The organism is Mesorhizobium sp. CA8, assembly GCF_020164955.1.
Classification (GTDB): domain Bacteria; phylum Pseudomonadota; class Alphaproteobacteria; order Rhizobiales; family Rhizobiaceae; genus Mesorhizobium.
The window spans coordinates 40,640-66,494 of the sequence record NZ_JAIUHG010000011.1; the positions used below are offsets into that span (position 1 = coordinate 40,640).

At 63.9% G+C, this 25,855-nt stretch carries 26 protein-coding genes and 1 other RNA gene; 7 read left to right on the forward strand and 20 right to left on the reverse strand.

Annotation, left to right across the window (positions count from 1 at the left end; genetic code table 11):
• Window positions 1-21: 21 nt before the first annotated feature.
• The 6 genes from LB553_RS14240 to LB553_RS14265 form a co-directional block, all read right to left on the reverse strand.
• Window positions 22-1,128, reverse strand: a complete 1,107-nt coding sequence (locus LB553_RS14240; RefSeq protein ID WP_224514112.1) for a DUF1513 domain-containing protein — start codon at window positions 1,126-1,128, stop codon at window positions 22-24.
• A 4-nt stretch (window positions 1,129-1,132) separates the two neighbouring features.
• Window positions 1,133-2,206 carry an imelysin family protein gene (locus LB553_RS14245; protein WP_224514305.1) on the reverse strand — a complete coding sequence of 358 codons (1,074 nt, stop codon included), beginning with the start codon at window positions 2,204-2,206 and terminating at the stop codon, window positions 1,133-1,135.
• Between the two features lie 20 nt (window positions 2,207-2,226).
• A complete protein-coding gene (locus LB553_RS14250; RefSeq protein ID WP_224514114.1) occupies window positions 2,227-3,828 on the reverse strand; it encodes a di-heme oxidoredictase family protein in 1,602 nt (533 codons plus the stop codon).
• Window positions 3,829-3,840: 12 nt separating this feature from the next.
• Window positions 3,841-4,326 (reverse strand): bacterioferritin, encoded by a 486-nt coding sequence (gene bfr, locus LB553_RS14255; RefSeq protein WP_224514117.1) that lies wholly within the window; start codon window positions 4,324-4,326, stop codon window positions 3,841-3,843.
• A complete protein-coding gene (locus LB553_RS14260; protein ID WP_224514119.1) occupies window positions 4,292-4,603 on the reverse strand; it encodes a (2Fe-2S)-binding protein in 312 nt (103 codons plus the stop codon). The genes bfr and LB553_RS14260 overlap by 35 nt, the downstream gene beginning before the upstream one ends.
• Before the next feature lie 99 nt (window positions 4,604-4,702).
• Entirely contained in the window at window positions 4,703-5,992 is a 1,290-nt protein-coding gene (locus LB553_RS14265) for an imelysin family protein (RefSeq protein WP_224514120.1), read from the reverse strand.
• A 413-nt stretch (window positions 5,993-6,405) separates the two neighbouring features.
• On the opposite strand from LB553_RS14265, the gene LB553_RS14270 reads away from it, so the two are divergent.
• The gene (locus LB553_RS14270) at window positions 6,406-7,659 is read left to right on the forward strand and encodes an NAD(P)/FAD-dependent oxidoreductase (RefSeq protein WP_224514121.1); all 1,254 of its coding nucleotides are present in this window, start codon (window positions 6,406-6,408) and stop codon (window positions 7,657-7,659) included.
• A gap of 10 nt (window positions 7,660-7,669) precedes the next feature.
• Here LB553_RS14270 and LB553_RS14275 read toward each other — a convergent pair whose 3' ends face one another.
• From LB553_RS14275 to ffs, 12 genes are all read right to left on the reverse strand, one after another.
• Window positions 7,670-8,947, reverse strand: a complete 1,278-nt coding sequence (locus tag LB553_RS14275) for a 4-aminobutyrate--2-oxoglutarate transaminase (protein ID WP_224514122.1) — start codon at window positions 8,945-8,947, stop codon at window positions 7,670-7,672.
• Between the two features lie 166 nt (window positions 8,948-9,113).
• Window positions 9,114-9,860: an ABC transporter ATP-binding protein gene (locus tag LB553_RS14280; protein WP_224514123.1), complete on the reverse strand. Its 747-nt coding sequence runs from the start codon at window positions 9,858-9,860 to the stop codon at window positions 9,114-9,116.
• Window positions 9,857-10,693 (reverse strand): ABC transporter ATP-binding protein, encoded by an 837-nt coding sequence (locus tag LB553_RS14285; protein ID WP_224514124.1) that lies wholly within the window; start codon window positions 10,691-10,693, stop codon window positions 9,857-9,859. Before LB553_RS14285 ends, LB553_RS14280 begins: the two co-directional genes overlap by 4 nt.
• 10 nt (window positions 10,694-10,703) lie before the next feature.
• A complete protein-coding gene (gene nikC / locus LB553_RS14290; RefSeq protein ID WP_224514125.1) occupies window positions 10,704-11,624 on the reverse strand; it encodes a nickel transporter permease in 921 nt (306 codons plus the stop codon).
• A 196-nt stretch (window positions 11,625-11,820) separates the two neighbouring features.
• On the reverse strand, window positions 11,821-12,888 hold the full coding sequence (locus LB553_RS14295) for an ABC transporter permease (RefSeq protein WP_224514126.1): 1,068 nt from the start codon (window positions 12,886-12,888) through the stop codon (window positions 11,821-11,823).
• 15 nt (window positions 12,889-12,903) lie between these two features.
• Window positions 12,904-14,541, reverse strand: a complete 1,638-nt coding sequence (locus tag LB553_RS14300; protein ID WP_412033337.1) for an ABC transporter substrate-binding protein — start codon at window positions 14,539-14,541, stop codon at window positions 12,904-12,906.
• 261 nt (window positions 14,542-14,802) lie between these two features.
• Window positions 14,803-16,077, reverse strand: coding sequence for a lytic murein transglycosylase (locus LB553_RS14305; RefSeq protein ID WP_224514308.1), 1,275 nt, complete (start codon window positions 16,075-16,077; stop codon window positions 14,803-14,805).
• 32 nt (window positions 16,078-16,109) lie between these two features.
• Window positions 16,110-16,715, reverse strand: coding sequence for a recombination mediator RecR (gene recR / locus LB553_RS14310; protein WP_224514127.1), 606 nt, complete (start codon window positions 16,713-16,715; stop codon window positions 16,110-16,112).
• Between the two features lie 100 nt (window positions 16,716-16,815).
• Window positions 16,816-17,796, reverse strand: a complete 981-nt coding sequence (locus tag LB553_RS14315) for a cell wall hydrolase (RefSeq protein ID WP_224514129.1) — start codon at window positions 17,794-17,796, stop codon at window positions 16,816-16,818.
• Window positions 17,797-18,012: 216 nt separating this feature from the next.
• Complete coding sequence (locus LB553_RS14320; RefSeq protein ID WP_040993963.1) at window positions 18,013-18,336, reverse strand: YbaB/EbfC family nucleoid-associated protein; 324 nt, start codon at window positions 18,334-18,336, stop codon at window positions 18,013-18,015.
• A gap of 21 nt (window positions 18,337-18,357) precedes the next feature.
• Entirely contained in the window at window positions 18,358-20,169 is a 1,812-nt protein-coding gene (locus tag LB553_RS14325) for a DNA polymerase III subunit gamma/tau (RefSeq protein ID WP_224514130.1), read from the reverse strand.
• A gap of 105 nt (window positions 20,170-20,274) precedes the next feature.
• Window positions 20,275-20,371: signal recognition particle sRNA small type (ffs, locus tag LB553_RS14330), an RNA gene on the reverse strand.
• Between the two features lie 182 nt (window positions 20,372-20,553).
• Here ffs and LB553_RS14335 point away from each other — a divergent pair.
• The 5 genes from LB553_RS14335 (at window position 20,554) to LB553_RS14355 (ending at window position 23,120) form a co-directional block, all read left to right on the forward strand.
• Window positions 20,554-20,973 (forward strand): HIT domain-containing protein, encoded by a 420-nt coding sequence (locus LB553_RS14335; RefSeq protein WP_224514132.1) that lies wholly within the window; start codon window positions 20,554-20,556, stop codon window positions 20,971-20,973.
• Between the two features lie 53 nt (window positions 20,974-21,026).
• The gene (gene nudC, locus LB553_RS14340; protein ID WP_224514135.1) at window positions 21,027-21,968 is read left to right on the forward strand and encodes an NAD(+) diphosphatase; all 942 of its coding nucleotides are present in this window, start codon (window positions 21,027-21,029) and stop codon (window positions 21,966-21,968) included.
• Between the two features lie 10 nt (window positions 21,969-21,978).
• Window positions 21,979-22,284: a Dabb family protein gene (locus LB553_RS14345; protein WP_224514136.1), complete on the forward strand. Its 306-nt coding sequence runs from the start codon at window positions 21,979-21,981 to the stop codon at window positions 22,282-22,284.
• Window positions 22,285-22,443: 159 nt separating this feature from the next.
• Window positions 22,444-22,695 carry a type II toxin-antitoxin system Phd/YefM family antitoxin gene (locus LB553_RS14350; protein WP_224514139.1) on the forward strand — a complete coding sequence of 84 codons (252 nt, stop codon included), beginning with the start codon at window positions 22,444-22,446 and terminating at the stop codon, window positions 22,693-22,695.
• Window positions 22,695-23,120: a type II toxin-antitoxin system VapC family toxin gene (locus LB553_RS14355; protein ID WP_224514141.1), complete on the forward strand. Its 426-nt coding sequence runs from the start codon at window positions 22,695-22,697 to the stop codon at window positions 23,118-23,120. The genes LB553_RS14350 and LB553_RS14355 overlap by 1 nt, the downstream gene beginning before the upstream one ends.
• Before the next feature lie 52 nt (window positions 23,121-23,172).
• On the opposite strand, the gene LB553_RS14360 is transcribed toward LB553_RS14355, so the two are convergent.
• On the reverse strand, window positions 23,173-24,036 hold the full coding sequence (locus LB553_RS14360) for a prephenate dehydratase (RefSeq protein ID WP_224514143.1): 864 nt from the start codon (window positions 24,034-24,036) through the stop codon (window positions 23,173-23,175).
• 9 nt (window positions 24,037-24,045) lie between these two features.
• A complete protein-coding gene (locus LB553_RS14365; protein ID WP_224514146.1) occupies window positions 24,046-24,774 on the reverse strand; it encodes a 3-deoxy-manno-octulosonate cytidylyltransferase in 729 nt (242 codons plus the stop codon).
• Window positions 24,775-24,966: 192 nt separating this feature from the next.
• Here LB553_RS14365 and LB553_RS14370 point away from each other — a divergent pair, with 192 nt between their 5' ends.
• Complete coding sequence (locus LB553_RS14370) at window positions 24,967-25,656, forward strand: c-type cytochrome (RefSeq protein WP_224514148.1); 690 nt, start codon at window positions 24,967-24,969, stop codon at window positions 25,654-25,656.
• Window positions 25,657-25,855 lie beyond the last annotated feature (199 nt).

Sequence of the window (25,855 nt, forward strand, 5' to 3'; positions counted from 1 at the left end):
CTTTGCTTCCACGCGCGGCGATCACGCCGACGCCGCGATGCGCAGCATGTGGTTGTCCCAGACATAGTCCGGTTCGGTACGGGTAGCTCCGGCGCCGCCGACGATTTCGCCGGCGCCGGTCGTCGCCATGAAGCCGGCGCGGTCGGGCGCGAGGCCGCAAACCTCGACCAGCGCTTTGGTCGCGACCACGCGTCCGCTGGCGGCGTCGAGGACGGCAAGCGAATTGCCCTCCGGCGAGGTGACGGCGACAGTGCCGGTGGCGGCGTTGGCGGCGACCGAGCCGATGTAATTGCGGAAGCCTGAGAGCACGCCCTGCGGCATCTCCAGGAGCTCGAGCTCCTTGCCGCGCGCGGCGCGGCCGACCAGCGCCGGCGGGTCGGTCGCCGGCCCGCGATATTGGCAGCCGAACCAGACGGTGCCCGCCTGGTCGCAATCCATGTGGCGGATCGAAAGCTGATGCAGCGCCGGCGGCAATTCGTGCTTTTCGATGAGGTCGCCGGTGATGCGGTCAATCAGCGTATAAGACGGCTTCATCGTCGCGATGTTGAGTTCGGCGCGGCCATAGTCGGGATGGGTCTCGATGCCGCCATTGGCGATGGCTAAAGTGCGGCCGTCGCCGAGCAGGAGCAGCTCATGCGGGCCCATGCCGTAGGTCGGGAACTCGCCGACGCGATTGAATTTCTCCCGCGCGTCATAGACGCCCACGACACCTGCCGCGTTGTCGAAATCGTTCTCCGTCGCATAGAGCAAGGCGCCGTCGGGCGAGAACACGCCATGGCCGAAGAAATGCCGGCCGGCGATGCTGGCGATGGTCAGCGGCTTGTCGCGGCCGGCATGGTCGAAGACCACGGCAAAGGTGCCGGGCTGGCGGGCAAAGACCACCGAACGCTTCGACACCGGATCGAAAGTGACGTCGTGGCCACGGTCGGGCAGATCGACCGTGTGCAGGATTTTCCCCGCCTCGGAGAGCACGGCGGCACCGAAGCTGCCGTCGCGCTTGACGTAAGCCGTGGCAAACACTGCGTCCGCGGCAAGCGTCTCGGCCCAGGCGCGCGGCGCCATCGCGGCTGCGAAGCTCACGCCCGCGGCTCGCAGGAAATCGCGGCGGTCTATGAGGGCGGTTGTCAATGTATCAATCTCCATCCAGCGACGAAAAGCCCGCGGTCAGGCCGAACTCGGCGGTCATCCTGGTGCCGATCAAGGTCGACAGGCTGGAGGTGATCAGCGCGAAATGCTCGAGCTTGCCGCGCAGCGCAGGGTCGGCGAGCGCCTTGTCGATCGGGCCCGCGACGGATTTCGTTATCATCACGCCGTTGCTGAGCTGGATGTGGATGGACTCGGCCATCCATTGCGCATCGGCGGGCAGAGCGTCGCCGAGCCTGGAGGCCTGAAACAGTTGGTCGATGCCGGAGAGATTTCCGGCCAGCGAAGTCGTCGTGTTCTGCGAGCGCCAGTAGATCGCCTGCTTCGGCTTGTCGGCATCGGGCTTGGCGCCGAGAAAACCCTTGAGCCGCACGTCGCGGATCATTTCCAGCTCGTTGATGAAGACGCCGACCAGTTCCGTGACCGCTTCGTTGCCGTCGCGGTAGAGCGGGTTCTTCGGCCCCGGATTGGCCCAGAGCGAGGCAAAGCCGTCGGGCTTTTGCCAGGCTTCGCGCACCTCGCCCGCTATCGTTTCGACGTTGCCGGCGACCGCCGCGCCATAGGCGCAGCGGTAGGGATCGTCTTTCGCGGCAAGCGTTTCGGCGCCGTCGCCGTAAAGCACATATTCGAGCGCGCCGAGGCCCTGCATGGCGACGCTCTTTTGCGCCAGTTGCGCCGGATCGGTGGCGGATGGGTCCTTGGATGCGAGCGTGGCCTGCACTTGCCTCAGGCCGATGCTCTTGCGGTCCGGCCAATAGAGCATGCGTTCCAGCCGGTTGTTTTCCTTGATCGGTCCGAAGGCGATGATCTCGGCCAGCGACCAGGCCTCGACGGTGCCTGAAAATGCCGCGCGCGCCCCTTCGAGATTTTGCCCAGACGGCGCCTCGCAAAGCCGGTGCATCGCCTTAGTGAGGCGCGCCGCATGTTCGCCGAGGCTGGCATAGGCCGGGCGGACGAAACCGTCGATGGCGCGGCCGATGACATCGGAAGCCTTGGCCGCGGCCGACACCGGCAGCACAGCGGCCAGAAGGAACGGAAGAGCAAGGGCAAGGCGCTTCGACATCAGAGCGACGCGTTTCGGCATCATAAGGACTCCAGGAATTTGACCAGCGCCTCACGATCAGCCGCGGCGGCGCCGGCGAAACGGTCGCGCGCCTTCTGGCTCTCGCCGCCATGCCACAGGATCGCCTCGGCAAGCGTGCGGGCGCGGCCGTCATGCAGATAGAAAGCATTGCCGTTGACCGTCGCGGTAAGGCCGATGCCCCAGAGCGGCGGGGTGCGCCACTCGCTGCCGCTTGCTTCACCCACCCGCTGCCCATCGGCAAGCCCCTCGCCCATGTCGTGCAGCAGGAAGTCGGAATAGGGCCAGATCAGCTGGAAGGCCTGCACCTTGTCGGGCGTGCCGCGCATGGTCACGAATTTCGGCGTGTGACAGGAGATGCAGCCCATCTCGTAGAACTGCTTTTTGCCAGCGAGCACGTCAGGCTTGCCAATATCGCGCCGCGCCGGCACGGCCAGATTCTGCGAATAGAAGGTGACGAGGTCCATCACCGGCGGTGGCGCCTCGGCCGTGCCGAGGCGTTGCTGCACCCCGTCCGGCATGACGAGGCAATCCGTTTGCGCCTTGGTGCAATCGCCCCAATGCTTCGGCATTTCCGGCGTGGAGATGCCGATATCGCCGGCAAAGGCGTCGGCCGCTTGCTGGCGGATCGACGCGGTCTGTGCCTTCCAGCCGAAGCGGCCCAAGGTCACCGCGCCACTCAACGCATCGCGCACAATGTTGGGCCGGCCCGAAATGCCGTCACTGTTGCGATCGTCCGGATCGGCATTGGCGAGGATATCGGCCGGCGCGATCTGCTCGATCAGGCCCAGCCCGATCATCGGCGGCGTCAGGCGTGGCGACAGCGTGGTGCGCGGATCGAGCGGACCGTAGCCGAGATTTTCGATCGTATAGCTCGGCTTGCGCAGTGAAACGACGGCGCCGTCGCCGAGCGTCACCTTTTGCTCCTGGTAATCGACGCGCATCCGGCCTTCGCCCTTGAGTCCGGGAACCGCAAGGTCCTGCAATTGCGCGCCATAGACCGGGTCCGGAAAATTCAGCAGCTTATGGTCGGCAAGCGCTGCCTTTTCCTCGGCGCTGCCGGCGTCGCGCGCCAGCCGCAGGAACATCGATGTCGATCCGGCATCGCTTTCCGGAGGACGCCCGCGGCCATCCTTCAGATGGCAGTTCTGGCAGGCGCGTTCGTTGAAGAGCGGGCCAAGACCATCCGAAGCCTGGGTCGAGGACGGCGACGACACCCAGGTCTTGCGAAACAGCGCGTTGCCGAGCTTGAAGGTTGCCTCTTCCTCGAAGGTGATATTGGCGGAGGATTGCGAGAAGGCATCGCGGTTGGCGTCCTTGCGCGACGTGCCGGCGCCACCCTGCATCAGCTCGAACGGCTCCGGCCTGGTGAAATTGGTCGTTGGCCTGGTGACGGCCAGAACCCGCGCCTGGTCCTTCGGCGTCAGATCGGCGCGGCTTGTCGGCAGGGCGGCGGGCTCACCGGCTACGGCCGATGCGGAAAGCGTGATCGCCAGCAAAAGCCATGCCCCGCGACCAATCCGGTATCGCGGGGTCGTCTGGGACGGCAAGCCGTGAATCCCGGCCCGCCACGCGCGGCGCGAAAAATCTACGGGGCGCCGCATTCCCGCATGTCCTTACTCCGCCTCGTTGGCCGAGTCGGCATTGAGCTGGCCGTATTTTTCCTCGCCGATCGAGGCAAGCAGATCGAGCTGCGTTTCCAGGAAGTCGATATGTCCTTCCTCGTCGGTCAAAAGATCCTCGAACAGCTTCATCGAAACGAAATCGCCTTCGTCTTGGCAGATCTCGCGCGAGCGCTTGTAGGCGGTGCGCGCGTCATATTCGCCGGCGAGATCGGATTCGAGCACTTCCTTGACGTTCTGGCCGATGCGCAACGGCGCGACGGAATGCAGGTTGGGATGGCCTTCGAGGAAGATGATGCGCGCGATCAGCCGGTCGGCGTGATGCATCTCCTCGATCGATTCCGCCCGCTCCTTCTTTGCCAGCTTGGTGTAGCCCCAATCCTCGAGCAGACGATAATGCACCCAGTACTGGTTGACGGCTCCAAGCTCGAGAAACAGAGCTTCATTAAGCCGCTCGATGACCTGCGGTTCGCCTTTCATGGGTTCTGCTCCCGTATTGGCCGCGCAAGCCTCGCACGCGATCCAGGTGTGAAACGATGTCCACGCCCCCCACCTCTGAGCGGGCGTGGTAGTGCTCGGTGACCCGAATGATCGTTTCCACCACATTTGGGAAACAGCCGCAACAGCGACCGCGCTTGGCCATCGCGTGGTAGACCTTCGCGGGCACGATCAGTTGCCAGGGATCCTGATCTAGCAGGCCGACGATCGTCTGCTCGATCTCCTTTTCGGTGATGATGTTGCAATGGCAGATCAGCATCTACTTGCTCTGGCTGACGGAGCCGTTCCGGCGCCGCTTGGCTGGTTTCTCAGTTGCATGATCTTGTCCAAAAAACCGGTTTTGGGATCATGCCCGATCTTACTTGAATACCTTGTCGGGCGCGTCGAGGCTGTCGGAACCCTCGAAAGCGATCTGGTTCAGCTTGAGCGAGCCGACGGCGCGCTCGATCGATTTGGTCTGGTCGATCAGGGCGTCGATCGCCGCCTGCACGGTGGCGTTGCCTTCGGTATTGCCCTCGGCGATCTGCTGGTCATAGGCCTCGCCGGCAAGAGCACGCGCCTGGATGGCCTCCATCTTGGCGACGGTGGTGTCGAGCTTGCCCGACAGCTCCTTGTCGATCGCCGGATCGGCCGCCTTCACCATGTCGGACACCGATGGACCCGAAACCACGGAACCGTCGAGCCGCTTGTAGCTGGCATGGTAGGCGTCGCGGATGCCGACCGCGTCATAGAGATGCGAGATGTAGGTGTTGTCGGAGAAGCAGTCGTGCTCCTCTTCCGGATCGTGCAGCAACAGGCCGAGCTTCATGCGCTCGCCGGCCAGTTCGCCATAGGAGAGCGAGCCCATGCCGGTGAAGATGGTGGAGATGGCGGCATTCGCATCGCCGTCGGTGAGGTTCTTGCGCGCCGCGCCGTCCGCCCTCCAGTTGTCGACCATTTCCTGCAGGTCTGACACCAGAAGGTCGCTTGCCGACTTCAGATATTCGGCGCGGCGGTCGCAATTGCCGCCCGTGCAGTTCTTGAGGTCGTAATCCGTATAGGGCCGCTCGCCCGCGCCAGGGCCGGTGCCATGCAGATCCTGGCCCCAGAGCAGGAATTCGATGGCGTGATAGCCGGTCGCGACATTGGCTTCAACGCCGCCGGCCTCCTGCAGCGTGCCGGACAGGAACTCGGGCGTCAGCTTCGAGGCACCGACCTTCTTGCCGTTGATCTCGATTTCCTTGTTGGCGATGACGTTGGCCGTATAGAGCGCGTTTTCGTCCGACTCGGTGCCGTAACTCTTGGCGACATAGTCGATCAGGCCCTCATCCAGCGGCCAGGAATTCACCTTGCCTTCCCAGTCGTCGACGATCTTGTTGCCGAAGCGGTACACTTCGGTCTGCTGGTAAGGAATGCGCGCCGCCTTCCAGGCTTCGCGCGCGGCGTTCAACGTGTCGGCCGAGGGGCTGGCGACCAGCGCATCCACCGCCTTATCCAGCGCCTGCGCAGTGGTCAGCGAATCTTCGTATTTGGCCAAAGCGATGTCGGCATAGGTCTTGATCACCGCCTTGGCGTCGGTCTCGGCTTTCGCCGGCAACACGAACACCGCCGCGGTCAGTGCAGCCGTGGCGCAGATCGCAGCCAGCCTGCCGCCATTACGTGCCGTCATCATCCGTCTCCAGTTCCTTGGAAATTCAATAAAAGGCGTCCATCCCCGCCGAGGCATGAGCATGCCGGGAAAAACGGTGGCCGCACCGATGCGCGGTTCGCGATAAAAAGACACCCAGTTGCCTCCAATCGAAAGGGTTCAAGGCCCAGACATCAAAGGAATGCGCTTTGCGCGCAGCTCGTCATAAAGCGATGGAGAGGCTTGGAGTCAACTGGCAGACAGAAAAAATCAATTGAAACAACACTTTAGAATTATTCTAAACTACCACTATCAACTTTTAGGCCCGGGACTGCCTCGCTGGACCGATTGACAGATAGCCATTCTGGGTGCGACCCGATCCGCGGCTCTTGCGGCGGCGGCAGACAATCGCCACCTGGCGCAAGAGCCTAGATTTGCTGACCAAAAGGATTGCGATGACGAACGGGGTAGTGATTGTCGGTGCGGGCCATGCCGGCGTGCAGGCCGCCGCCAGCCTGCGCGAAGAGGGCTATGAAGGGCCGGTCATCCTGGTCGGCGACGAGCAGGAATTGCCCTATCACAAGCCGCCGCTATCCAAGACCTTCATCAAGGACGCCGGGGCCAAGCCGCAGCCCTTGCGCGGCGAAGCCTTCTACACTGGCAACAACATCGACTACCGGCCGGGCGTGCGCATCGACAGCATCGATGCCCGCGCGAGCCGGTTGAATGTCGCAGGCGGTGGAACGCTCGCCTTCGACCGGGTGATCCTGGCGACCGGCTCGCGGCCGCGCCTGCTCAAGCTCGACGGCGCCGGCCTTGCCGGCGTGGTCTCGCTGCGTTCGCTGGCCGATGCGCGCCTGATCCGCGAGCTCAGCGCACAAAGCGAGGACGTGGTCATTCTCGGCGGCGGCTTCATCGGCCTGGAGATCGCGGCAACGCTGAGGGCCGCCGGCCGCAACGTCACCGTGGTCGAGGCGGTCGACCGGCTGCTCGGCCGCGCCGTGGCGCCCATCATCGCCGCGCATGTGCGCCAGCGCCTGGAAGTGATCGGCGTGCGCATCCTGACCGGCACCACCATTGCCCGCCTGGAGGGCGAAGGAGACCGCGTCTCAGCCGCGATCACGTCAGGCGGCGAGCGCCTGCCGGCGAAAATGGTGATCATCGGCATCGGCGTGGTGCCCAATGTCGAATTGGCTGAAGCCGCCGGCCTGGCCATCGGCAACGGCATTCGCGTCGACCAGCATATGCAAAGCTCTGTTCCCGAAATCCTCGCCGTCGGCGACGCGGCTTCCTACCGGCACTGGTTCACCGGCGGCGACGTGCGGCTGGAATCGGTGCAGAACGCCACCGACCAGGCCAGGCTTGCCGCACGCACCGTCCTCGGCCATGCGGAGCCCTTCTCGGCCGTGCCGTGGTTCTGGTCGGATATCGGCGACATGAAGCTGCAGATGGTGGGCCTGACCCAAGGCGGCGATCACCATGTCGTACTGGGCGATCTCGCCGAGAACAAGTTCTCGATCTACCACTATGCGGGCGACCGGCTGCTCGGCATCGAATCCGTCAACCGCCCGGCCGACCATATGCTTGGCCGCAAGATGCTCGGCGCCGGCTTCTCGCCGACCCCGCAGACGGTGGCAGGCGGGCCGGATGCGCTGAAGGCCGCGCTTGCGGCCTTCAGTCAGGACGAACCGGCGAGGGCGACGGGCTAGGACGCGCCCTTCAGGCCGCCCGCGCCTCGCGGATCGAGGTCTCCAGAATATCCATCGCCTCGGTCATGACGCCGTCCTGGATGGTGATCGGCGACAGGAAGCGGATGACGTTGCCGTAGACACCGCAGGTGAGCAGGATGAGGCCCTTGTCCAGCGCCTTCAGCCTGACCGTGTTGGCGAACTCGGCCGAGGGCAGCCCCTTCTTCACGTCGTTGAACTCGACGGCGTTCATGAAGCCCGGGCCGCGGATGTCGACGATCTCCGGTACGTCCTCGCGGATCGATACCAGCCGCTGCTTCAGCCGCGCGCCCAGCGCATTGGCGCGGTCGCAGAGCTTTTCCTCCTCGATGACGTCGAGCACGGCGTGCGCGGCGGCAACGCCGATCGGGCTGCCGCCATAGGTGCCGCCGAGCCCGCCGGGGCCGGGCGCGTCCATGATCTCGGCGCGGCCGGTGACGGCCGACAGCGGGAAGCCGCCGGCGAGGCTCTTGGCCATGGTGGTGAGATCGGGCGCTACGTCATGATGATCCATGGCGAACATCTTCCCGGTGCGGGCAAAGCCGGTCTGCACCTCGTCGGCGACGAGCAGGATGCCGTGCTGGTCGCAGATCTTGCGAAGCGCTGCCATGAAATCGCGCGGCGCTTCGTAGAAACCCCCCTCGCCCTGAACCGGCTCGACGATGATGGCGGCAACGCGGCCCGGATCGACGTCGGCCTTGAACAGCTTGTCGAGCGCGGCAAGCGAATCGGCGACCGACACGCCATGCAGCGCGACCGGGAACGGCGCGTGGAAGACATCGCCCGGCATGGCGCCGAAGCCAACCTTGTAAGGCACGACCTTGCCGGTCAGCGCCATGCCCATGAAGGTGCGGCCATGGAAGCCGCCCGAAAAGGCGATGACCGCCTGACGGCCGGTGGCGTTGCGGGCGATCTTGATGGCGTTCTCGACCGCCTCGGCGCCGGTGGTGACGAACACGGTCTTCTTATCGAACTTGCCGGGCAGCATGCCGTTGAGGCGCTCGGCGAGATGCACGTAGCTCTCATAGGGTACGACCTGATGGCAGGTGTGGGTGAAGCGGTCGAGCTGCTGCTTGACGGCCTCGATCACCTTCGGATGGCGATGGCCGGTGTTGACGACGGCGATGCCGGACGAGAAGTCGATGTAGCGGCGGCCTTCGACATCCCAGATTTCCGAATTCTCGGCGCGATCGGCGTAAATCTGCGTCGTCATGCCGACGCCGCGCGAGATCGACTGGTTCTTGCGTTCGGAAATGGCTGAATTCTTCATATCGTCCCTCATCGGGCATCCCTGTTCGGGATCGCGCCCGTTCCGTTGATCGAAATCCTTCTGACCTTATTTCACGTTTTCCTCAAGTTGGCACGTTGGCCCAGTCGATTGGGCCTGGCGGCGAGCGAGGTCCTCCTCAGTCGGCGTGCACCGTTCGGGCGGAATATTACGCCCTCACAAATCCCTCGCTCGCCCTCAGCAGGTTGCGCGTATAATCCTCGCTCACCCGATGCCCGATCAGCTGGCTCGCGGTCAGCGTCTCCACCGCCTCGCCGTTCTGCATCACCATCAGCCGCTCGCACATATGGGTGATGATGGCGAGGTCGTGGCTGACCATCAGGAAGGTGAGCTTGCGGCGCCGCCGCACCTCCTCGAGTAGGTTCAGCACCTCCGCCTGCACCGAGGCGTCGAGCGCCGAGGTCGGCTCGTCGAGCAGCAGGATCGAAGGTTCCAGGATCAGCGCACGAGCGATCGCCACGCGCTGGCGCTGGCCGCCGGAGAGCTGGTGCGCGTAACGGAAGCGGAAGCCCTTGCCAAGCCCAACCTCGTCCAGCGCGCGCTCGATGCGCTTCTCGCCGTCGGCGATGCCGTGGATGGCCAATGGCTCCTGCAGCAGGCGGTCGACCGTCTGTCGCGGATGCAGCGAGCCGTAAGGATCCTGAAAGACCATCTGCACCTCGCGATAGAACGCCTTGTCGCGGGTTTTGCCGAGCGTCTTGCCGTTGACGGTAATGGTGCCTGCGGAAACCGGCGCGAGGCCGGTGATGGCTCTCAGCAGCGTCGACTTGCCGGAACCGCTTTCGCCGACGAGGCCGTAGGATTCGCCTTCCCTGACCTCGAGGCTGACGCCCTTCAGCGCGCGAAAACGGTCGAAGACCACTTCCAGCCCTTCGACAGTGATGGAAGCCGTCATGCCGCCCACTCCGGCTTGCGGTCGAGGACCGGCAGCGGATGGCGCTCGAAGCCGATCCTCGGCATGCAATTGAGCAGGCCGCGCGTGTAAGGGTGCTGAGCGTCGCGCAGCTCCGAAGCCTTGATCTGCTCGACGACCTTGCCGGCATACATGACGACGACGCGGTCGCAGAAGGACGAAACCAGGCGCAGATCGTGCGAGATGAAGATCAGCCCCATGCCGCGCTCGGCGACGAGCTTGTCGAGGATCTTGAGCACGTCGAGCTGCACGGTGACGTCGAGTGCCGAGGTCGGTTCGTCGGCGATCATCAGCTCCGGCCCGGTGACCAGCATCATGGCAATCATGGCGCGCTGGCCCATGCCGCCCGAGACCTCGTGCGGGTAAAGGTCGAAGACGCGGGCCGGATCGCGGATCTGCACCGCCTGCAGCATGGCTAAAGCGCGCTCGCGCGCCTCGGCCTTGGAGACTTTTTCGTGCGTGCGCAGCGTCTCGACAATCTGGCGGCCGATGGTCATCACCGGGTCGAGCGAATATTTCGGATCCTGCAGGATCATGGCGATGCGGCTTCCCCGCAGCGCCCGGCGTTCACGCGGCGACATGGAGAGCAAGTCCATACCGTCGAAGGCGAGCTTCTTCGCCGACACCTCGGCCTGCGGCGGGGTGACGCCCATGATGGCGCGGCCAGTCTGCGATTTGCCGGAGCCGCTCTCGCCGACAATGCCGAGACGCTCGCGTCTGAGCGAGAAGGAGACGCCGCGCACGGCCTGAACGAGGCCGGTACGGGTCGGGAAGGTGACGCGCAGATCGTCGACTTCGAGGAGGGTGTCGCTCATTGATCGCCACTCATTGGTCGCCGCTCCGGGGGTCGAGTGCGTCGCGCAGGCCGTCGCCGAGCAGGTTAAAGCCGAGGCTGACGATGAGGATGGCCGCACCTGGCGCTGCGGCAACCCACCATTGGTCGAGGATGAAGCGGCGGCCGGACGCGATCATCGCGCCCCATTCGGGCAGCGGCGGCTGCGCGCCGAGACCGAGGAAGCCAAGGCCGGCGGCGGTCAGGATGATGCCCGCCATATCGAGCGTGACGCGGATGATCAGCGAGGAGATGCAGAGCGGCATGATGTGGCGCAGCACGATGCGAAAGGGCGAGGCGCCCATCAATTGCACCGCCTTGATATAGTCGGAGTTGCGCACCGTCAGCGTTTCGGCGCGAGCAATGCGCGCGTAAGGCGGCCAGGAGGTGATGGCGATCGCCAGCACGGCGTTCTCGATGCCGGGTCCGAGCGCCGCGACGAAAGCCAGCGCCAGCACCAGCTTCGGAAAGGCGAGGAAGATATCGGTGATGCGCATCAGGATCGTGTCGGTCCAGCCGCCGGCATAACCGGCGATCGTGCCGACCAGCAGGCCGATGGGCGCGGCGATGATGGCGACGAGGATCACCACATAAAGCGTCCAGCGCGCGCCGTAGACGACGCGCGAATAGATGTCGCGGCCGAGGTCGTCGGTGCCGAACCAGTGCGCGGCGCCGGGCGGCAGCAGGCGGGCGTTCTTGAGATCACCAACGGTCGGCGAATAAGGCGCCAGCACGTCGGCAAACGCGGCGACCACCAGCAGCGCGACAATAATCAGCATGCCGACCAGCGCCAGCCGGTTGGCGGAGAAGCGGCGCCAGGCGACATAGGCGCGGCCGAGCCTTGCCTGCAGGCGCGAGGCCGGCCGGTCACTGAGCAACCATTCGCGACGGGAGAGGACAACGGAGGCGGTCATGAGGGTGACTCGTGAAGCTGTCGATCCCCACTCCGGTCTGCTTCGCAGACCACCTCTTCCCCGTTCGACGGTGGAGAGGAAAGGCGCCATGCGTGCGGCCAGCCGTTCCTCTCCCCCGGGCACGAGGAGAGGTGGCCCGAACGACCGGAGTGGGGATGGTTGGCCGCTGCCAAGCCTAGAAGTGCGACACCTCCGCTCATCCGGTCTTCGTCCTTGGATCGAGCAGCCGGTAGAGCAGATCGGAGAAAAGATTAATGGCGATGAAGACCGAGCCGATGGCAATGGTGCCGCCGAGCACGGCGTTCATGTCGGCATTCTGCAGCGAATTGGTGATGTAGAGGCCGATGCCCGGCCAGGAAAAGACGGTCTCGGTCAGCACCGAGCCTTCGAGCAGGTTGGCGTATGAAAGCGCGATCACCGTCACCATCGGCACGGCGGCGTTGCGCAGCGCGTGACCCCAGATGATGCGACGCTCCGACAGGCCCTTGGCGCGCGCCGCGACGATGTATTCCTGCGCCAGCTCGTTCAGCATGAACGAGCGGATCATGCGGCTGATATAGGCGAGCGACAGATAGCCAAGCAGCGCGGCCGGCAGGACAATGTGGCGCCAGGCATCGTAGAAGACATCCCACTGCCCCTGGATCGCAGCATCGAGCAGGTAGAAGCCGGTGATCGGCGTGAAGGTGTATTCGTAGACGACATCGAGCCGCGCCGGGAAGGCGATCCATTGCAGCTTGGCGTAGAACAGCACCAGCCCGAGCAGCCCCAGCCAGAAGATCGGCACGGAATAGCCGATGAGACCGACGATGCGGGCGACCTGATCGATCAGGCTGCCGCGCTTGACGGCGGCCAACACGCCGAGCGGCACGCCGATTACTGCGCCGATGATCGTGCCCAGCGTCGCCAGTTCGATGGTCGCCGGGAAAACGCGGCGGATATCGGACATCACCGGATTGGTGGTCAGCACCGACGTGCCGAAGTCGCCCCTCAGCGCAGCTTTGACATAGAGGTAGAACTGCTCGATCCAGGGCAGATCGAGGCCCATCTCCCGGCGCGTGCGCTCGACTACGGCGGTGGGCGCGCGATCGCCGAGAACGGCCAGCACCGGATCGATCGGGATGACCCGGCCGATAAAGAAGGTCACCGCGAGCAGACCGAGATAGGTCGTGACCGCGATGACCAGAAAGCGGCCGAGCGACGATAGGATGGCGACGGCGCGGGCGCTGCCGCGCCCGGCCGCCGCCTGGTTTTCAGCTACGCTCACGCGTGGCGCCCGGGGTTACTGCTTCGAGACCGCCCAGACGAAATTGGTATCGAAGCTCGGGCCGAGCTTGAAGCCCTGGAGGTTCTTGCGCAGCCCCGCCACTTCCAGCTGCTGGTGGATGATGACGAAGGGGCTGGTGTCCATGATCTTCTGCTGCAGGTCCTTGTACATATCGGCGCGCTTAGCCGCATCCTTCTCCAGCAATGCCGCCTCGGTTTCCTTGGTCAGGTCCGGAATGTCCCAGGCATTGCGCCAGGCCAGCGTCTTGATCTTGGCGTTGTCGGAATTGTCCGGGTTGGAGGCAAAAGTCTGGGCGTTGGAGTTCGGATCGAAATAGTCCTGACCCCAGTTGCCGATATAGATGTCGTGGTTCCGGGCACGGTATTTGGTCAGCGTCTGCTTACCATCGCCCGGAATGATCTCCAGCTTGATGCCGGCCTGGCCGAGCGTCTGCTGGATCGATTCCGCCATGCCGGTGGTCGGCTGACCGGTGCGCACGTCCATCGTTACTTTGAAGCCATCGGGCACCCCGGCCTTGGCCAGAAGCTCCTTGGCCTTGGCGACGTCGAACTTGAAAGGATTGTCATCGATGGCGCCGAGGTCGCCCTTGGGCAGGAAAGACTGATGGATCTCGCCGATGCCCTTGAGGATGGTGGTGCTCAACGCGTCGTAATCGACCAGATATTTGAACGCCTGCCGAACCTCGGGTTTGGCGAGCGTTGGGTTCTTCTGGTTGAGGCTGATGTAGTAGACCGTGCCCTTCGGCGCGCTGGTGGTGGTGAGATCGGCATTCTTGGCAATGGCGTCGAGATCGTTCGGCTCGAGATTGCGGGCAACATCGATATCGCCGGCTTCAAGCGCCAGGCGCTGTGCCGAGCTTTCCTTCATGTTGCGGTAGATGACGCGGGCGAGCTTGGCCTTCTCGCCATTGTAATTGTCGTTGCGCTCCAGCACGACGGCCTCGTTGGCGCGCCATTCGCGCAGCTTGTACGGTCCCGAGCCGGCATAGCCGGTCTTCAGCCAGGCATTGCCGAAATCGTTGTCCCATTTGTAGTCGGCGCTCGGCGCGACGGCGGCGACATGCTCCTTGACCAGCTTCGCATCGACGACCGAAGCAACGGTGGCCGACAGGCAGTTGAGCACGAAGCTCGGCGCATAGGCCTTGTCGACGACGAACTGGAAGGTGGTGTCGTCGACGGCCTTGGCCTTTTCGGTAACGTTGTCGCCGGTGATACCGAATTGGTTGATGATGAAAGCCGGGCTCTTGTCGAGCTTGATGGCGCGTTCGACGGAATAGGCGACGTCCGCTGCGGTGATCGGATTGCCGGATGCGAATTTCATGCCGGGCTTCAGCTTGAAAGTGTAGGTCAGGCCGTCATCGGAAACGGTCCAGCTCTCGGCAAGGTCGCCCTTGACCTTCGAGGTGTCGCTGAGGTCGAGCCGGACCAGCAGATCATAGGTGTTGCCGGTGACTTCGGCCGTCGACAGCTCGAACGCTTCGCCAGGGTCCATCGAGATGATGTCGTCGATGGCAAAGCCCTCGACCAGCGTGTCGGCGGGCGTGACCGCGAAGGCGGGCGCGACGAGCAGCGCGGACAGCGCGGCGCCCGCCAGCAAGGCGCGAGAGCGGAGAGCAAACTTTTCCAGCATCATGGTGATCGTTCCCTGTTTTGTTTGACCTGAGTTCCCGGCTCAGGGCTGTATTATTCTTGCAAGCCGGCTGCGGCTTTGACCGCTTACCGTCGTGTTTTTTGTCCAGTTGGTCAACACCCTATTCAGCGGTTTTCGAACCGGCAACGCGCATTTTGCGAGACACTGTATCGAACCAAACGGATCGCGATGAGTCGGCCCATGCGCCGGCTAATTGAACCGCCGATCCGCAAAAATCTACCAGGATCGGTCTCTAGGAGGCAGCTATTTTAGCTGGGCGACCAGCGCGGCATCGGGAAAGCAGGTGGCGGGCTTGCCTTTCTTTGCCTGCCAGATGCCGATCGAGCGGCGGGTCTTGAAGCCGGGCAGGCCGTCGGCGCTGCCGACATCGTAGCCCTTGTCCTCCAGTGCCCGCTGCAGAGCGGCGATATCGGAGCGGTGGAGATCGCCGACCGCGCCCCAGGCACCGACGAAGTTGGCGTCGCCTTTGGCGATGCGGTCGGCGGCATGGCCGATGAACAAGCCGTAGAGATCGCTGTTGTTGTATTGCTTCAGCACATAGAAGTTCGGCGTGACGATGAAGGCCGGGCCGCTGCGCCCGGCCGGCATCAGCAGGAAACCCTCGGCCTTCAATTCGCTCGCTGCAAACGCCTTACCATCGACGCGCCGGATGCCCATCGCCACCCAATCGGCGATCTTCTTGCCCTGGTCGGGTCCTTCGAGAGAGCAGGAGACATTGGTCGGCACCGTCACCTCGGTCCCCCAGCCGCGCCCCCGCACCCAGCCGTAATGGACGAGGTAGTTGGCGATCGAAGCGAGCACGTCGGGCGTCGAATTCCAGATGTCGGGCCGGCCGTCGCCGTCGAAGTCGACGGCGTGCATCAAGAAGGAGGTCGGCATGAATTGCGGCTGGCCGAGCGCGCCGGCCCAGGACGATTTCATCGCGTTGACCGGCGCCAGCCGGCGCTCGACGATTTCGAGCGCCGCCAACACCTCGGTGCGGAAGAAATCCTTCTTGGTCGACATGAACGCCTTGGTGCCCAGCACCTCGAAGGCGTCGTAGGGCATCTTGGCCGCGCCGAAGCCGGTCTCGCGACCCCAGACCGCCAGCACGATCTCGCCCGGCACGCCGTAACGCTTCTCGATCAGCCCGAGCACCCGGGCGTTGGCGCCCTCGCGTGTGCGCCCGCCCAAGGTGACGGCACGGATGATCTTCTCGGCGAAATAGTCGGCAGGCGGGCCGAACTCGGCCTGGTGCTGCTTCTGCGGCGTCGTCGGTTTCTCGCCGGGCAGGACGAGATCGGGCAGTTTCAGGTTCGGCTTCACGCCGAGGAAGGCTTCGTCGAAGGTCTTTTTCGAGATGCCTTTGGACTTGGCTTCGGGCCAGAGGTCGTTTTGAAGCCAGGCCTGGAACTGGTCGTCGATGGGGGCGGCGTGGGAGGGGAGGGTGAACAAAAAAGCCAACGCTGCCAGAAAGAACACAACGGCGAATACGCGGAGGTAGCGTTCCTTCACACCCCCCGGCTTCAAAGGATGCATTCCGGTCACAGCCGTCCCTCTCCCCGATCCCGTCAAAACGCCGTCCTCGACCGCAGCGCTGCGGCCAGCGTGCCTTCGTCGAGGTAATCGAGCTCGCCGCCGACCGGCACGCCATGCGCCAGCCTAGTCACCTTCACCTCGAAACCCGACAACTGATCGGTCAGATAATGCGCCGTCGTCTGCCCCTCGACCGTGGCGTTGACGGCAAGGATGACTTCCTTCACCTCGCCGCCGGCGATCCGGTCGACCAGCGAACGGATGTTGAGCTGATCGGGACCGATGCCGTCGAGCGGCGACAGCGTGCCGCCGAGCACGTGGTAGCGCACGTTCATCGCCGCCGCGCGCTCGAGCGCCCAAAGGTCCGAGACGTCCTCGACGACGATCAGCGTGCCGGCGTCGCGGCGCGGGTCGGTGCAGATCATGCAAGGATCGGAGGTGTCGACGTTGCCGCAGGTCGAGCAGATGCGCACCTTGTCGACCGCTTCGCCCATGGCGGCGGCCAAAGGCTCGAGCAGTTGCTCCTTCTTCTTGATGAGATGAAGCGCGGCGCGCCGCGCCGAACGCGGCCCTAGCCCCGGCACCTTGGCCAGGAGCTGGATCAGGCGTTCGATTTCCGGACCGGCGATTCTCTTCGACATCGCCCTGATCTAGGATTTTTCAGAGCGGTTTGGAACAGCCAGCAAGGGCACAGGGCCTGCCATGCTGCCATGGCAGGCCCTGTATTGGATGAAATCGGGTTCAGTTGGTTTCGAGCGGCCGATCCTGGCTGGCGATCATCGCGCCGATGGCGTCGGTATTCTCAGGCGTCGACTGGAAGCCCATCGACGCTTCCTGCGGCGCGCTGGGCACCGAAGAGATGTAGCGGCCCTTGAGCGTGCCGCCGAAACGCGAGGCGTCCGGCTCGGCCATCGGCTCCTGCATCGCCACGACCATCGGCTTCTGCGCGAGGCGGCCGGATTTCTGCGGGGGGGCAGCAGCGGCCGTCACATAGGTCGCTTCGACCGGAACGATCGCCTTGGCCGGAAGCGTCGGTTCGGCCGCATTCATCGCGGCCTGCTTGGCCGGATCCGGGCGTACGATCGTCTTGACCACCGGCTCGGCGGAAGCCACCAGCACGGGGGCGGCAAGGTTGATTTTCTGCTGTTTGTCGGAGGCCATAGCGACTATCGGCTCGTCCGGCAGCGGCTGCCAGTTGCGGCCGCGCTTCTCATAAAAGGCGTTGCCGCCGGCCACCATGGTGTAATGCATGTTCTTGTAAGGGAAGCGCAGGCCGGCGGTGTGGAAATACATCGTGTTCTTGAGCTTGGCCTTGCGCTCGCCTTTCAGCACCGCGTTCGCGGCTTCCTCGACGTCGGGCAGCGCCCTGGAGTTCATCGGCCGCGTCAGCACGCCGGGCGCGAACTGGCCCCTCTCGCCGACGACCTCGCAGATGGTGTTGCCATGCTGGCCCGAGCGCAGCCGGTTCATCACGACCGTGCCGACGGCGATCATGCCGTCACGGCTCGACCGGTTGGACTCGAAGAACATCGCCCTTTGCAGGCATTCCTTGTCCTTCATCGTATAGGAGCGCGAGCTGAGGAAGCTCGGCGTGAGGGCGTCGGTCAGACCCGACACCGACATGCCATGGGAGGAAGTGGTCTGGCTGCAACCGGCCAGGAGCAAGGGGGAAGTGACGATGCTGATAAGCAGCAGCGGCGTCTTCCATCGCGTCGCGATCACCAAAAAAGCCTCATGTCCAGATGCCAGCCCGCCCCGAGATGTGGCAAGAATGAGACTCTTTCAGGCAAAAAGATGGCTAGAAGGTTAGCAACTTCTGGACTTGGGTAAAACTTTATGAATGCCGCGAAATGAGCCCGTGAACATTGCCGGCAAATGGTTAATATTGCAGCCCGGACTCAATTTCCGTTCATAATCAATTAACTGGCGGACACTGCCTCAGAACGGCAATTTCATTCCGGGCGGGATCGGCAAGCCTGCCGTGAGTGCCTTGGTCTTCTCCTGCATCACCTGCTCGACCTTATTTTTGGCGTCATTGTGGGCGGCAAGGATCAGGTCCTCGAGGATCTCGGCTTCGTCCGCCTTGATCAAAGACGGATCGATCTTCAGCGCCTTCATTTCGAACTTGCCGGTCAGCGTGATGCTGACCAGACCGCCGCCGGCCTGGCCGGTGGCTTCAAGCGTGGCGATCTCGTCCTGCATGGCCTGGAACTTGGCCTGCATTTCCTTCGCCTTGCCCATCAGGCCGAGAAGATCTTTCATCGGGTGGTCCTCTAAATTGTTTCAGATTTCGTCGTCGTCGGCCGCAGGCTCGACCGGCACTTCGGCCTCGGCCTCTTCCACGTCCGGCACGTCCGGAATGCGCACGTCGATAATCTTGGCGCCGGGGAAGCGGGCGAGGATGGCCGCGACTGTCGGGTCGCTCTTGGCATCGGAGAAAGCGTTCTCGCGCTTCGTCGTCTCCATCTCGGCCAGTGTCTGGCCGCCCTCCTCCTTCGACAGCGACACCAGCCAGTTGCGGCCGGTCCAGGCGCGCAGCTTGGAGGTCAGCTCGTTGAGCAGCATCTTGGGCGCGTCGTCGGTCAGCGCCACGTCGAGACGGCCGGGCTCGACGCGCACCGGCCGGACGCAACGTTTCAGGAGCACCTTGAAGGCCATGTCGCGATTGGCGTCCGCAAGCGCGACGATATCGGCCAGCGATTTGACCGGAACGACAGGGGTTTCGACAACCGGCTCCGGTGCTGGGACAAACGCAGCCGGCGCGGGCTGCGCTTCGACCAGGCGCATGGTCTGCGCACCGCCATTTGAACCGGGCATCCGGGTCTGCGCGACAGCACTTGCGCCGCCGCCATTGCCGACCGGTGCGCCATTGGCGCGCGGCGCGCCATTCGGCAGCGGTCCCGCGCCTTCCAGCGATTTCAGCGCCTCGTCCAGCGTCGGCAGGTCGGCGGCATGCGCCAGCCTGATCAGCACCATTTCGCCGGCGCTGACGGGGCGGTTGGACGACTGCACCTCGGGAATGCCCTTGAGCAGCATCTGCCAGGTCCGCGACAGCACGCGCACCGAAAGCGTGCTGGCGAATTCGGCGCCGCGCCGGCGCTCGTCTTCGGAAAGCGAAGCATCGTCGGCTGCCGCCGGCACGAAGCGCAGCCGGGTGACGAGGTGATTGAACTCGGCAAGGTCGGTGAGCACCGCAGCCGGATCGGCGCCGGTGTCGTATTGCGCGCGGAACTCTGCCAAAGCCGCCGCCACGTCGCCCTTCATGACATGCTCGAACAGGTCGATGATGCGGGCGCGGTCGGCGAGGCCTAGCATGGCGCGCACCGCGTCGGCGCTGACAGTGCCGCTGCCATGGGCGATCGCCTGGTCGAGGATGGAGAGCGAATCACGGGCCGAGCCTTCGGCGGCCCGCGCGATCATCGCCAGGGCCTCGTCATCGACGGAAATGCCTTCCTTGGCGGCGATCGAGGCCAGATGCCCGACCAGCGCACCGGCATCGATGCGCCTCAGGTCGAAACGCTGGCAGCGCGACAGGACCGTAATCGGCACTTTACGGATTTCGGTGGTGGCGAAGATGAATTTGACGTGCGGCGGCGGCTCTTCCAGCGTCTTCAGCAGGCCGTTGAAAGCCTGGGTGGAGAGCATGTGCACTTCGTCGATGATGTAGACCTTGTAACGGGCGGAGACCGGCGCGTAGCGCACGCGGTCGATGATGTCCCTGATGTCGTCGATGCCGGTGTGCGAGGCGGCGTCCATCTCGATGACGTCGACATGGCGGCCTTCCATGATCGCCTGGCAATGCTCGCCGGGGATCGAAAGGTCGACGGAGGGTTGGTCGACGGTCGCGGTCTTGTAGTTCAGGGCCCGCGCGAGGATGCGTGCTGTCGTCGTCTTGCCGACACCGCGCACGCCGGTCAGCATCCAGGCCTGGGCGATGCGGCCGGTGGCGAACGCGTTGGTCAACGTGCGGACCATCGGCTCCTGGCCGATCAGCTCGGAGAAATTCGAAGGGCGGTATTTGCGCGCCAGGACGCGATAGGCGCCGGCCTTGCCGGTCTCCAGGCTTTCCGTCCCCAAGTTTCCGACTTCGCTCATTCGCCGTCAAAAGCTCCCAGACCGCGACGGAAGGCGGCCGATTCCTGCGCATAGTCTCGCCCGCACGGCTTGGCGCCGTCAATGTCGCGGGAGAAAGGCGAAGAGGTGGGAGGCTGGAACAATGACCCGTTCCGGGCTCGTTAGGGCTGCTTCCTTCCGGACCTGACCCGGTTGGCGAGTGGATCGTCCACCACCAACCTCCCGGGCTCCATATCGGCAATTCGGCAGCGAAATGCAAGGGCCGAGCCGGAACCCGCAACCGCATCGAGGCGGAAAGTCCTTCAAATCGATAATAGCGGTCAATGAATCGCTTGCAGCCACCTTGCCGCCGCTCTAGCGTTCCGGGTTTGGAAAATGCTTACAACAAAAGTGAAGGAAATGCCCATGCTGCCTGGCCTTGAGGCCGGATTCACGCTGGACGCCCGGCTGGAGGCGGACAGCGAGCAGCTTATGTGGCTTGGCCTTTGCGAGCTCAGGCTGATGAACGACCGCCGCTGGCCATGGCTGGTGCTGGTGCCGCAGCGGCCCGGCGTGGAAGAAATCCACGAAATGACGCCGCTCGACCAGACGATGCTGACCTTCGAGACCAATATGGTGGCGCAGGCGCTGAAGCGGGTGACCGGCTGCACCAAGATCAACACCGGCGCGCTCGGCAACGTCGTGCGCCAGCTGCATGTCCACGTTGTCGCCCGCTCAGAGGGCGACCCCGGCTGGCCGGGACCGGTCTGGGGCCACGGCATACGCGAGCCCTACCAGCGCTCCGACATCAGGCGGTTTGCCGAAACGATCAAGGCGGCGCTATAAGCTGAGCATTGTCCATTCAGCGCCCCTTGTGTCCCTCACCTGCCCGAGTCCCCATGAGCTTTCGCCTGTTTGACGCGCCCTTGCGCGAGCCGAGCCAATTCGTCGGTTTCGCCGGCAACCGGATCGACCGTCAGTCCGAGAACCGGGCCGACGATGCGGTCGAGAAGGCGCTGGCCGACCGGACCGCGCGGCTGATGCTGATGCATGCCGGCCGGCTCTACCTCAAACTCGACGGCGGCAAGTTCGACCCGTGGTTCAAGCCGGATGAAAGCCAGGCCTTCGAGGCTTCGCTCGGCCAAGCAGTGCTGCTCGGCCTTTCAGAGGAAGGCCCTGTGCTTGCGGTGCCCGCCAGCGTCGAGCCGGAAAAGCTGCCCGAAACGATCAAGGCGATCGACTACCGGTCGGTCTATATGCAGGGGCTGATCGACGAGGCCGCCGCCGGCGCGCTGGCGCAAGGGGCGGCGCTTCTTGCCTGGCACGCCAGCCACGCCTTCTGCTCGAAATGCGGCAACCGCTCGGAGATGCGCGCCGGCGGCTACCGGCGCCATTGCCCTTCCTGCAGCACCGACCACTTTCCGCGCACCGATCCGGTGGCGATCATGCTGACGGTGACGCGCGAAAAATGCCTGCTGGGGCGCGGCAGGCATTTCGCGCCGGGCATGTATTCGGCGCTTGCCGGGTTTATCGAACCGGGCGAGACGATCGAGGCGGCGGTGCGGCGCGAGACGCTGGAAGAGGCCGGCATCCGGCTCGGCCGCGTCGTCTACCATGCCAGCCAGCCCTGGCCCTTCCCTTATTCGCTGATGATCGGCTGCTTCGGCGAGCCGCTCAACGAGAATATCCAGGCCGACCCCAACGAGCTCGAGGATTGCCGCTGGTTCTTCCGGGACGAGGTGCGCACCATGCTGGACAGGCAGCATGCCGACGGCCTGATTACACCGCCGAAAGGGGCAATCGCCCATCATCTCATCCGCGCCTGGGTCGACAGCGAATAGGAGCAGAAGAATGATCCGCCACACCGTCGTGTTCACCTTGAAACATCCGCTGCAGTCGCTGGAGACAAAGCGCTTCCTGCATGACGCGAAGAAGATCCTGACCGGGATCAAGGGCGTCACGCATTTCGAGCAGCTGCGGCAGGTGAGCCCGAAAAACGACTACCAGTTCGGCTTCTCGATGGAGTTCGCCGACCAGGCGGCCTACACGCGCTACAACGAACATCCCGACCATGTCGCCTTCGTGCGCGACCGCTGGGTGCCCGAGGTCGAGAAGTTTTTGGAGATCGACTACGTGCCGCTGAGCGCGGCAATCTAAGCGCAGCCGTGGTAAATAAGGTGAGCCGCCTGGCACACTCCTAGCACGGGGCACAACCAATCACGCGCTTGCGATGGGTTGCCATCCGCTCGTCGAACCTTGCAATTTCTGCTCAAACGCATTACATGTGGCTACGTAACCACATTTGGTGAAATTGATATGATCACCACGCTTTCGGGTCGCGAACTCAATCAGGATCTTGGCCGCGCAAAACGCGCTGCCAAGAACGGTCCCGTGATCATCACCGACAGAGGGCGGCCAGCGCATGTCCTCATGTCGTTCGATGAATATAAACGGCTCACCGGTAAAACGCGGTCGCTCGGTGACATGCTGGCTGCGCCGGAGGCAGGTGACTTTGACCTGCCGCTGCCGCCTCGCACGGAACGCGCCCAGCCGGTAGACCTTTCCTAATGCTGTTGCTCGATACCAATGTCGTATCCGAATTGCGAAAGGTATCGAGCGGTAGGGCGCATCCCAATGTCGTGCTCTGGAACGAAACCGTCGATCCTGCCGAAACCTTCATTTCGGCCGTGGTTCTGCACGAGCTGGAGATTGGCGTAAGACTGGTAGAACGCCATGATGCCGTTGCTGGCAAAGCATTGCGCAATTGGTTGGAAAATGCGGTTCTCACAACATTCTCCGGTCGAATCCTGCCGCTGGACGAGGCAGCCGCCGTTCAGACGGCGCAATGGCATGTGCCCAATCCCAAACCGATTAATGACGCCTATATCGCGGCCACGGCCTTCACCCGGCGGATGACGCTGGTGACGCGCAACATTGGCGATTTCGAGGGAATGGGAGTAGCGCTGGTAAATCCATGGGACGACCAAGCGTAGGCCTCAACTCATCGTTTCGTGCATGTCTTTGCCCCGACAGGGGGACACGCCTTTAATCCGCTACCTTCCACTGCTCGCGCGAGGCGCTCGCCGGATAGACGCCGAGAATGCGCATTTCGCGCGAGAAGAAGCGCAGCTCGTCCAGCGCCAGCTTGACCAGGGGGTCGTCCGGGTGACCTTCGATGTCGGCGTAGAACAGCGTCGCAGTGAAGGCGCCAAGCTGGTAGCTCTCCAACTTGGTCATGTTGATGCCGTTGGTGGCGAAGCCGCCCATCGCCTTATAGAGCGCAGCCGGCACGTTGCGGACACGGAAGATGAAGGTGGTCATCATCTTGGCGTCCGGCGCGGGGCGCTCCGCCCATTGCTTGTTCTTGGTCAGCACGACGAAACGGGTGACGTTGGAGTCGGTGTCCTCGACATTCTTCTCGATGATGTCGAGCCCATAGAGCTCGGCGGCTAAAGCCGGCGCCAACGCGGCCATGGTGCGGTCCCTGACCTCCGACACCATCTTGGCCGAACCCGCCGTGTCGCCGGCGACCACAGGCTTCCAGCCGTTCTTGCGGATATATTTGCGGCACTGGCCGAGCGCGTGGATGTGGCTGTGGACGGTCCTGATCTCTTCGCGCTTCACGCCCGGCAGCACCATGAGCTGAAAGTGGATCGGCAGGAAATATTCGCCAACGATGTGCAGCTTCGATTCCGGCAACAGGTGGTGGATGTCGGCGACGCGGCCGGCGATGGTGTTCTCGATCGGAATCATGGCGAGATCGGCCTTGCCGGTCTCGACCGCGTTGAAGGCATCCTCGAAGGTCGGGCACGGCAACGGCTCCATCATGGGGAACATGTTGCGGCAGGCCGTGTCGGAATTGGCGCCGGGCTCGCCCTGGAAGGAAATTCTGTTGGTCTTTTCAGGCATGCTCATGTCTCATTTTGAAAGGATTTGCCTGGCGCGTTCGAGATCGTGCGGCGTGTCGACGCCGAGCGGCAGCGATTTGACGATCTCGGCGTCGATGCGCATACCGGCTTCCAGCGCGCGCAGCTGCTCCAGCCGCTCGCGCCGCTCGAGCGGCGACGGCTTGAGCGCCACGAAGCGTTCGAGCGCCGCACGGCGATAGGCATAGAGGCCGATATGATGGTAGAGCGGCCCCTCGCCCCAGGGCGCGGTGGCGCGGGTGAAATAAAGCGCTCTCAGCCGTGTCGACGACAGCGACGAGCCGACGATCTTGACGACATTGGGATTGGTCTTCTCCTCCTCGCGCACGATCTCGACGCCGAGCGTGGCGATATCGACCGACTTGTCCTCAAACGGCCGCAGCGACGCGCCGATGATCTCGGGGTCGATAGTCGGCAGATCGCCCTGAACGTTGACGATCGTTTCCACCCGCTTTTCGGGGTCGAGGGCCGTCAGCGCCTCGAAGATGCGGTCGGAGCCCGATTCGTGATCCGCGCGGGTCATGGCAGCCTCGAAGCCATGCGCCCGCACGGCCTGCGCGACGGCTTCGGTGTCGGTCGCCACCACCACGCGGCCAAGCCCGGCCTCGGCGGCGCGGCGGGCGACATGGACGATCATCGGCGCGCCCGCAATGTCGGCCAGCGGCTTGCCCGGCAGACGCGTCGAGGCCATGCGGGCGGGGATCAGGATCAAGGTGGACATCGGATTTTTGGGCGGCCGAAAAAAGCGGATGGAAAGTGGCAAAAGGTCTCACTGGAAGCGCCCTTATAGGTGTTGCAACGCCAGAGCAAAAGACCTAGTTTCCGCCCGGTTTGACTGGCCTTTCAGGGCAGTTCGCGATACCGACGGACGGAGTGGACGGGACGGTCCGCCGGAAAAGGGAGCAAGGGGCATATGGATTCCAACGAAGTCAACAAGCTGCTCGGCGGATTTCTGGGAACCTGCTTCATCGTCTTTTCAATAGGCCTCGTCTCGGACGGGCTGTTCGCCTCGCCGGCGCCCGAAAAGCCCGGCTTCGCCATCGAAGCTCAGGAGCCGACCGAAGGCGGTCCGGCCGCGCCTGCCGCGGCTGAAAAGCCGATCGCCGACCTGCTTGCCACCGCCAATGCCGAAGCGGGCGCCGCCATCTTCAAAAAGTGCCAGGCCTGCCATTCGGGCGAAAAGGGCGGCCCGAACAAGGTCGGTCCGGACCTTTGGGACATCGTCGACCGCCCCGTCGCCGAGCATGAGGGCTTCGCCTATTCGGCCGGCATGAAGGATTTCTCCCAGGGCGGCCAGGAGCACTGGACCTATGAGAACCTCAACCACTTCATCACCGCGCCCAAGAAGTTCGTGAAGGGCACGGCGATGGGCTTTGCCGGCCTGCCGAAGGAGGAAGACCGCGCCAACGTGATCGCCTATCTGCGCACGCTGTCGGACAATCCGAAGCCGCTGCCGCAGCCGGGCGCTTCGGCCGAAGCCAAGCCCGCCGAAGGCGCCAAGCCGGCGGAAGGTGCCGCACCCGCGAAGCCCGCGGAAGGCGCCGCGCCGGCCAAGCCGGCCGAGGGAACCGCTCCGGCCAAACCCGCCGCGCCCGCCCAATAAACAATTTGTCATAAAGACTTCCTTGGAAAAGCCGGGTTCGTCCCGGCTTTTCTGTTAGAAAGCTGCATGGACGGCGACAAAGGCGGCACTTGCGGTTTTCACCGGCGTCAAATGATCTAGATTGCGGGTGGCAGAGCAATTCCAGGAAAGCGGAACCGGGTTTTCCGTCCGGAATTGCGTCGAAACAAGCGATAGAGCG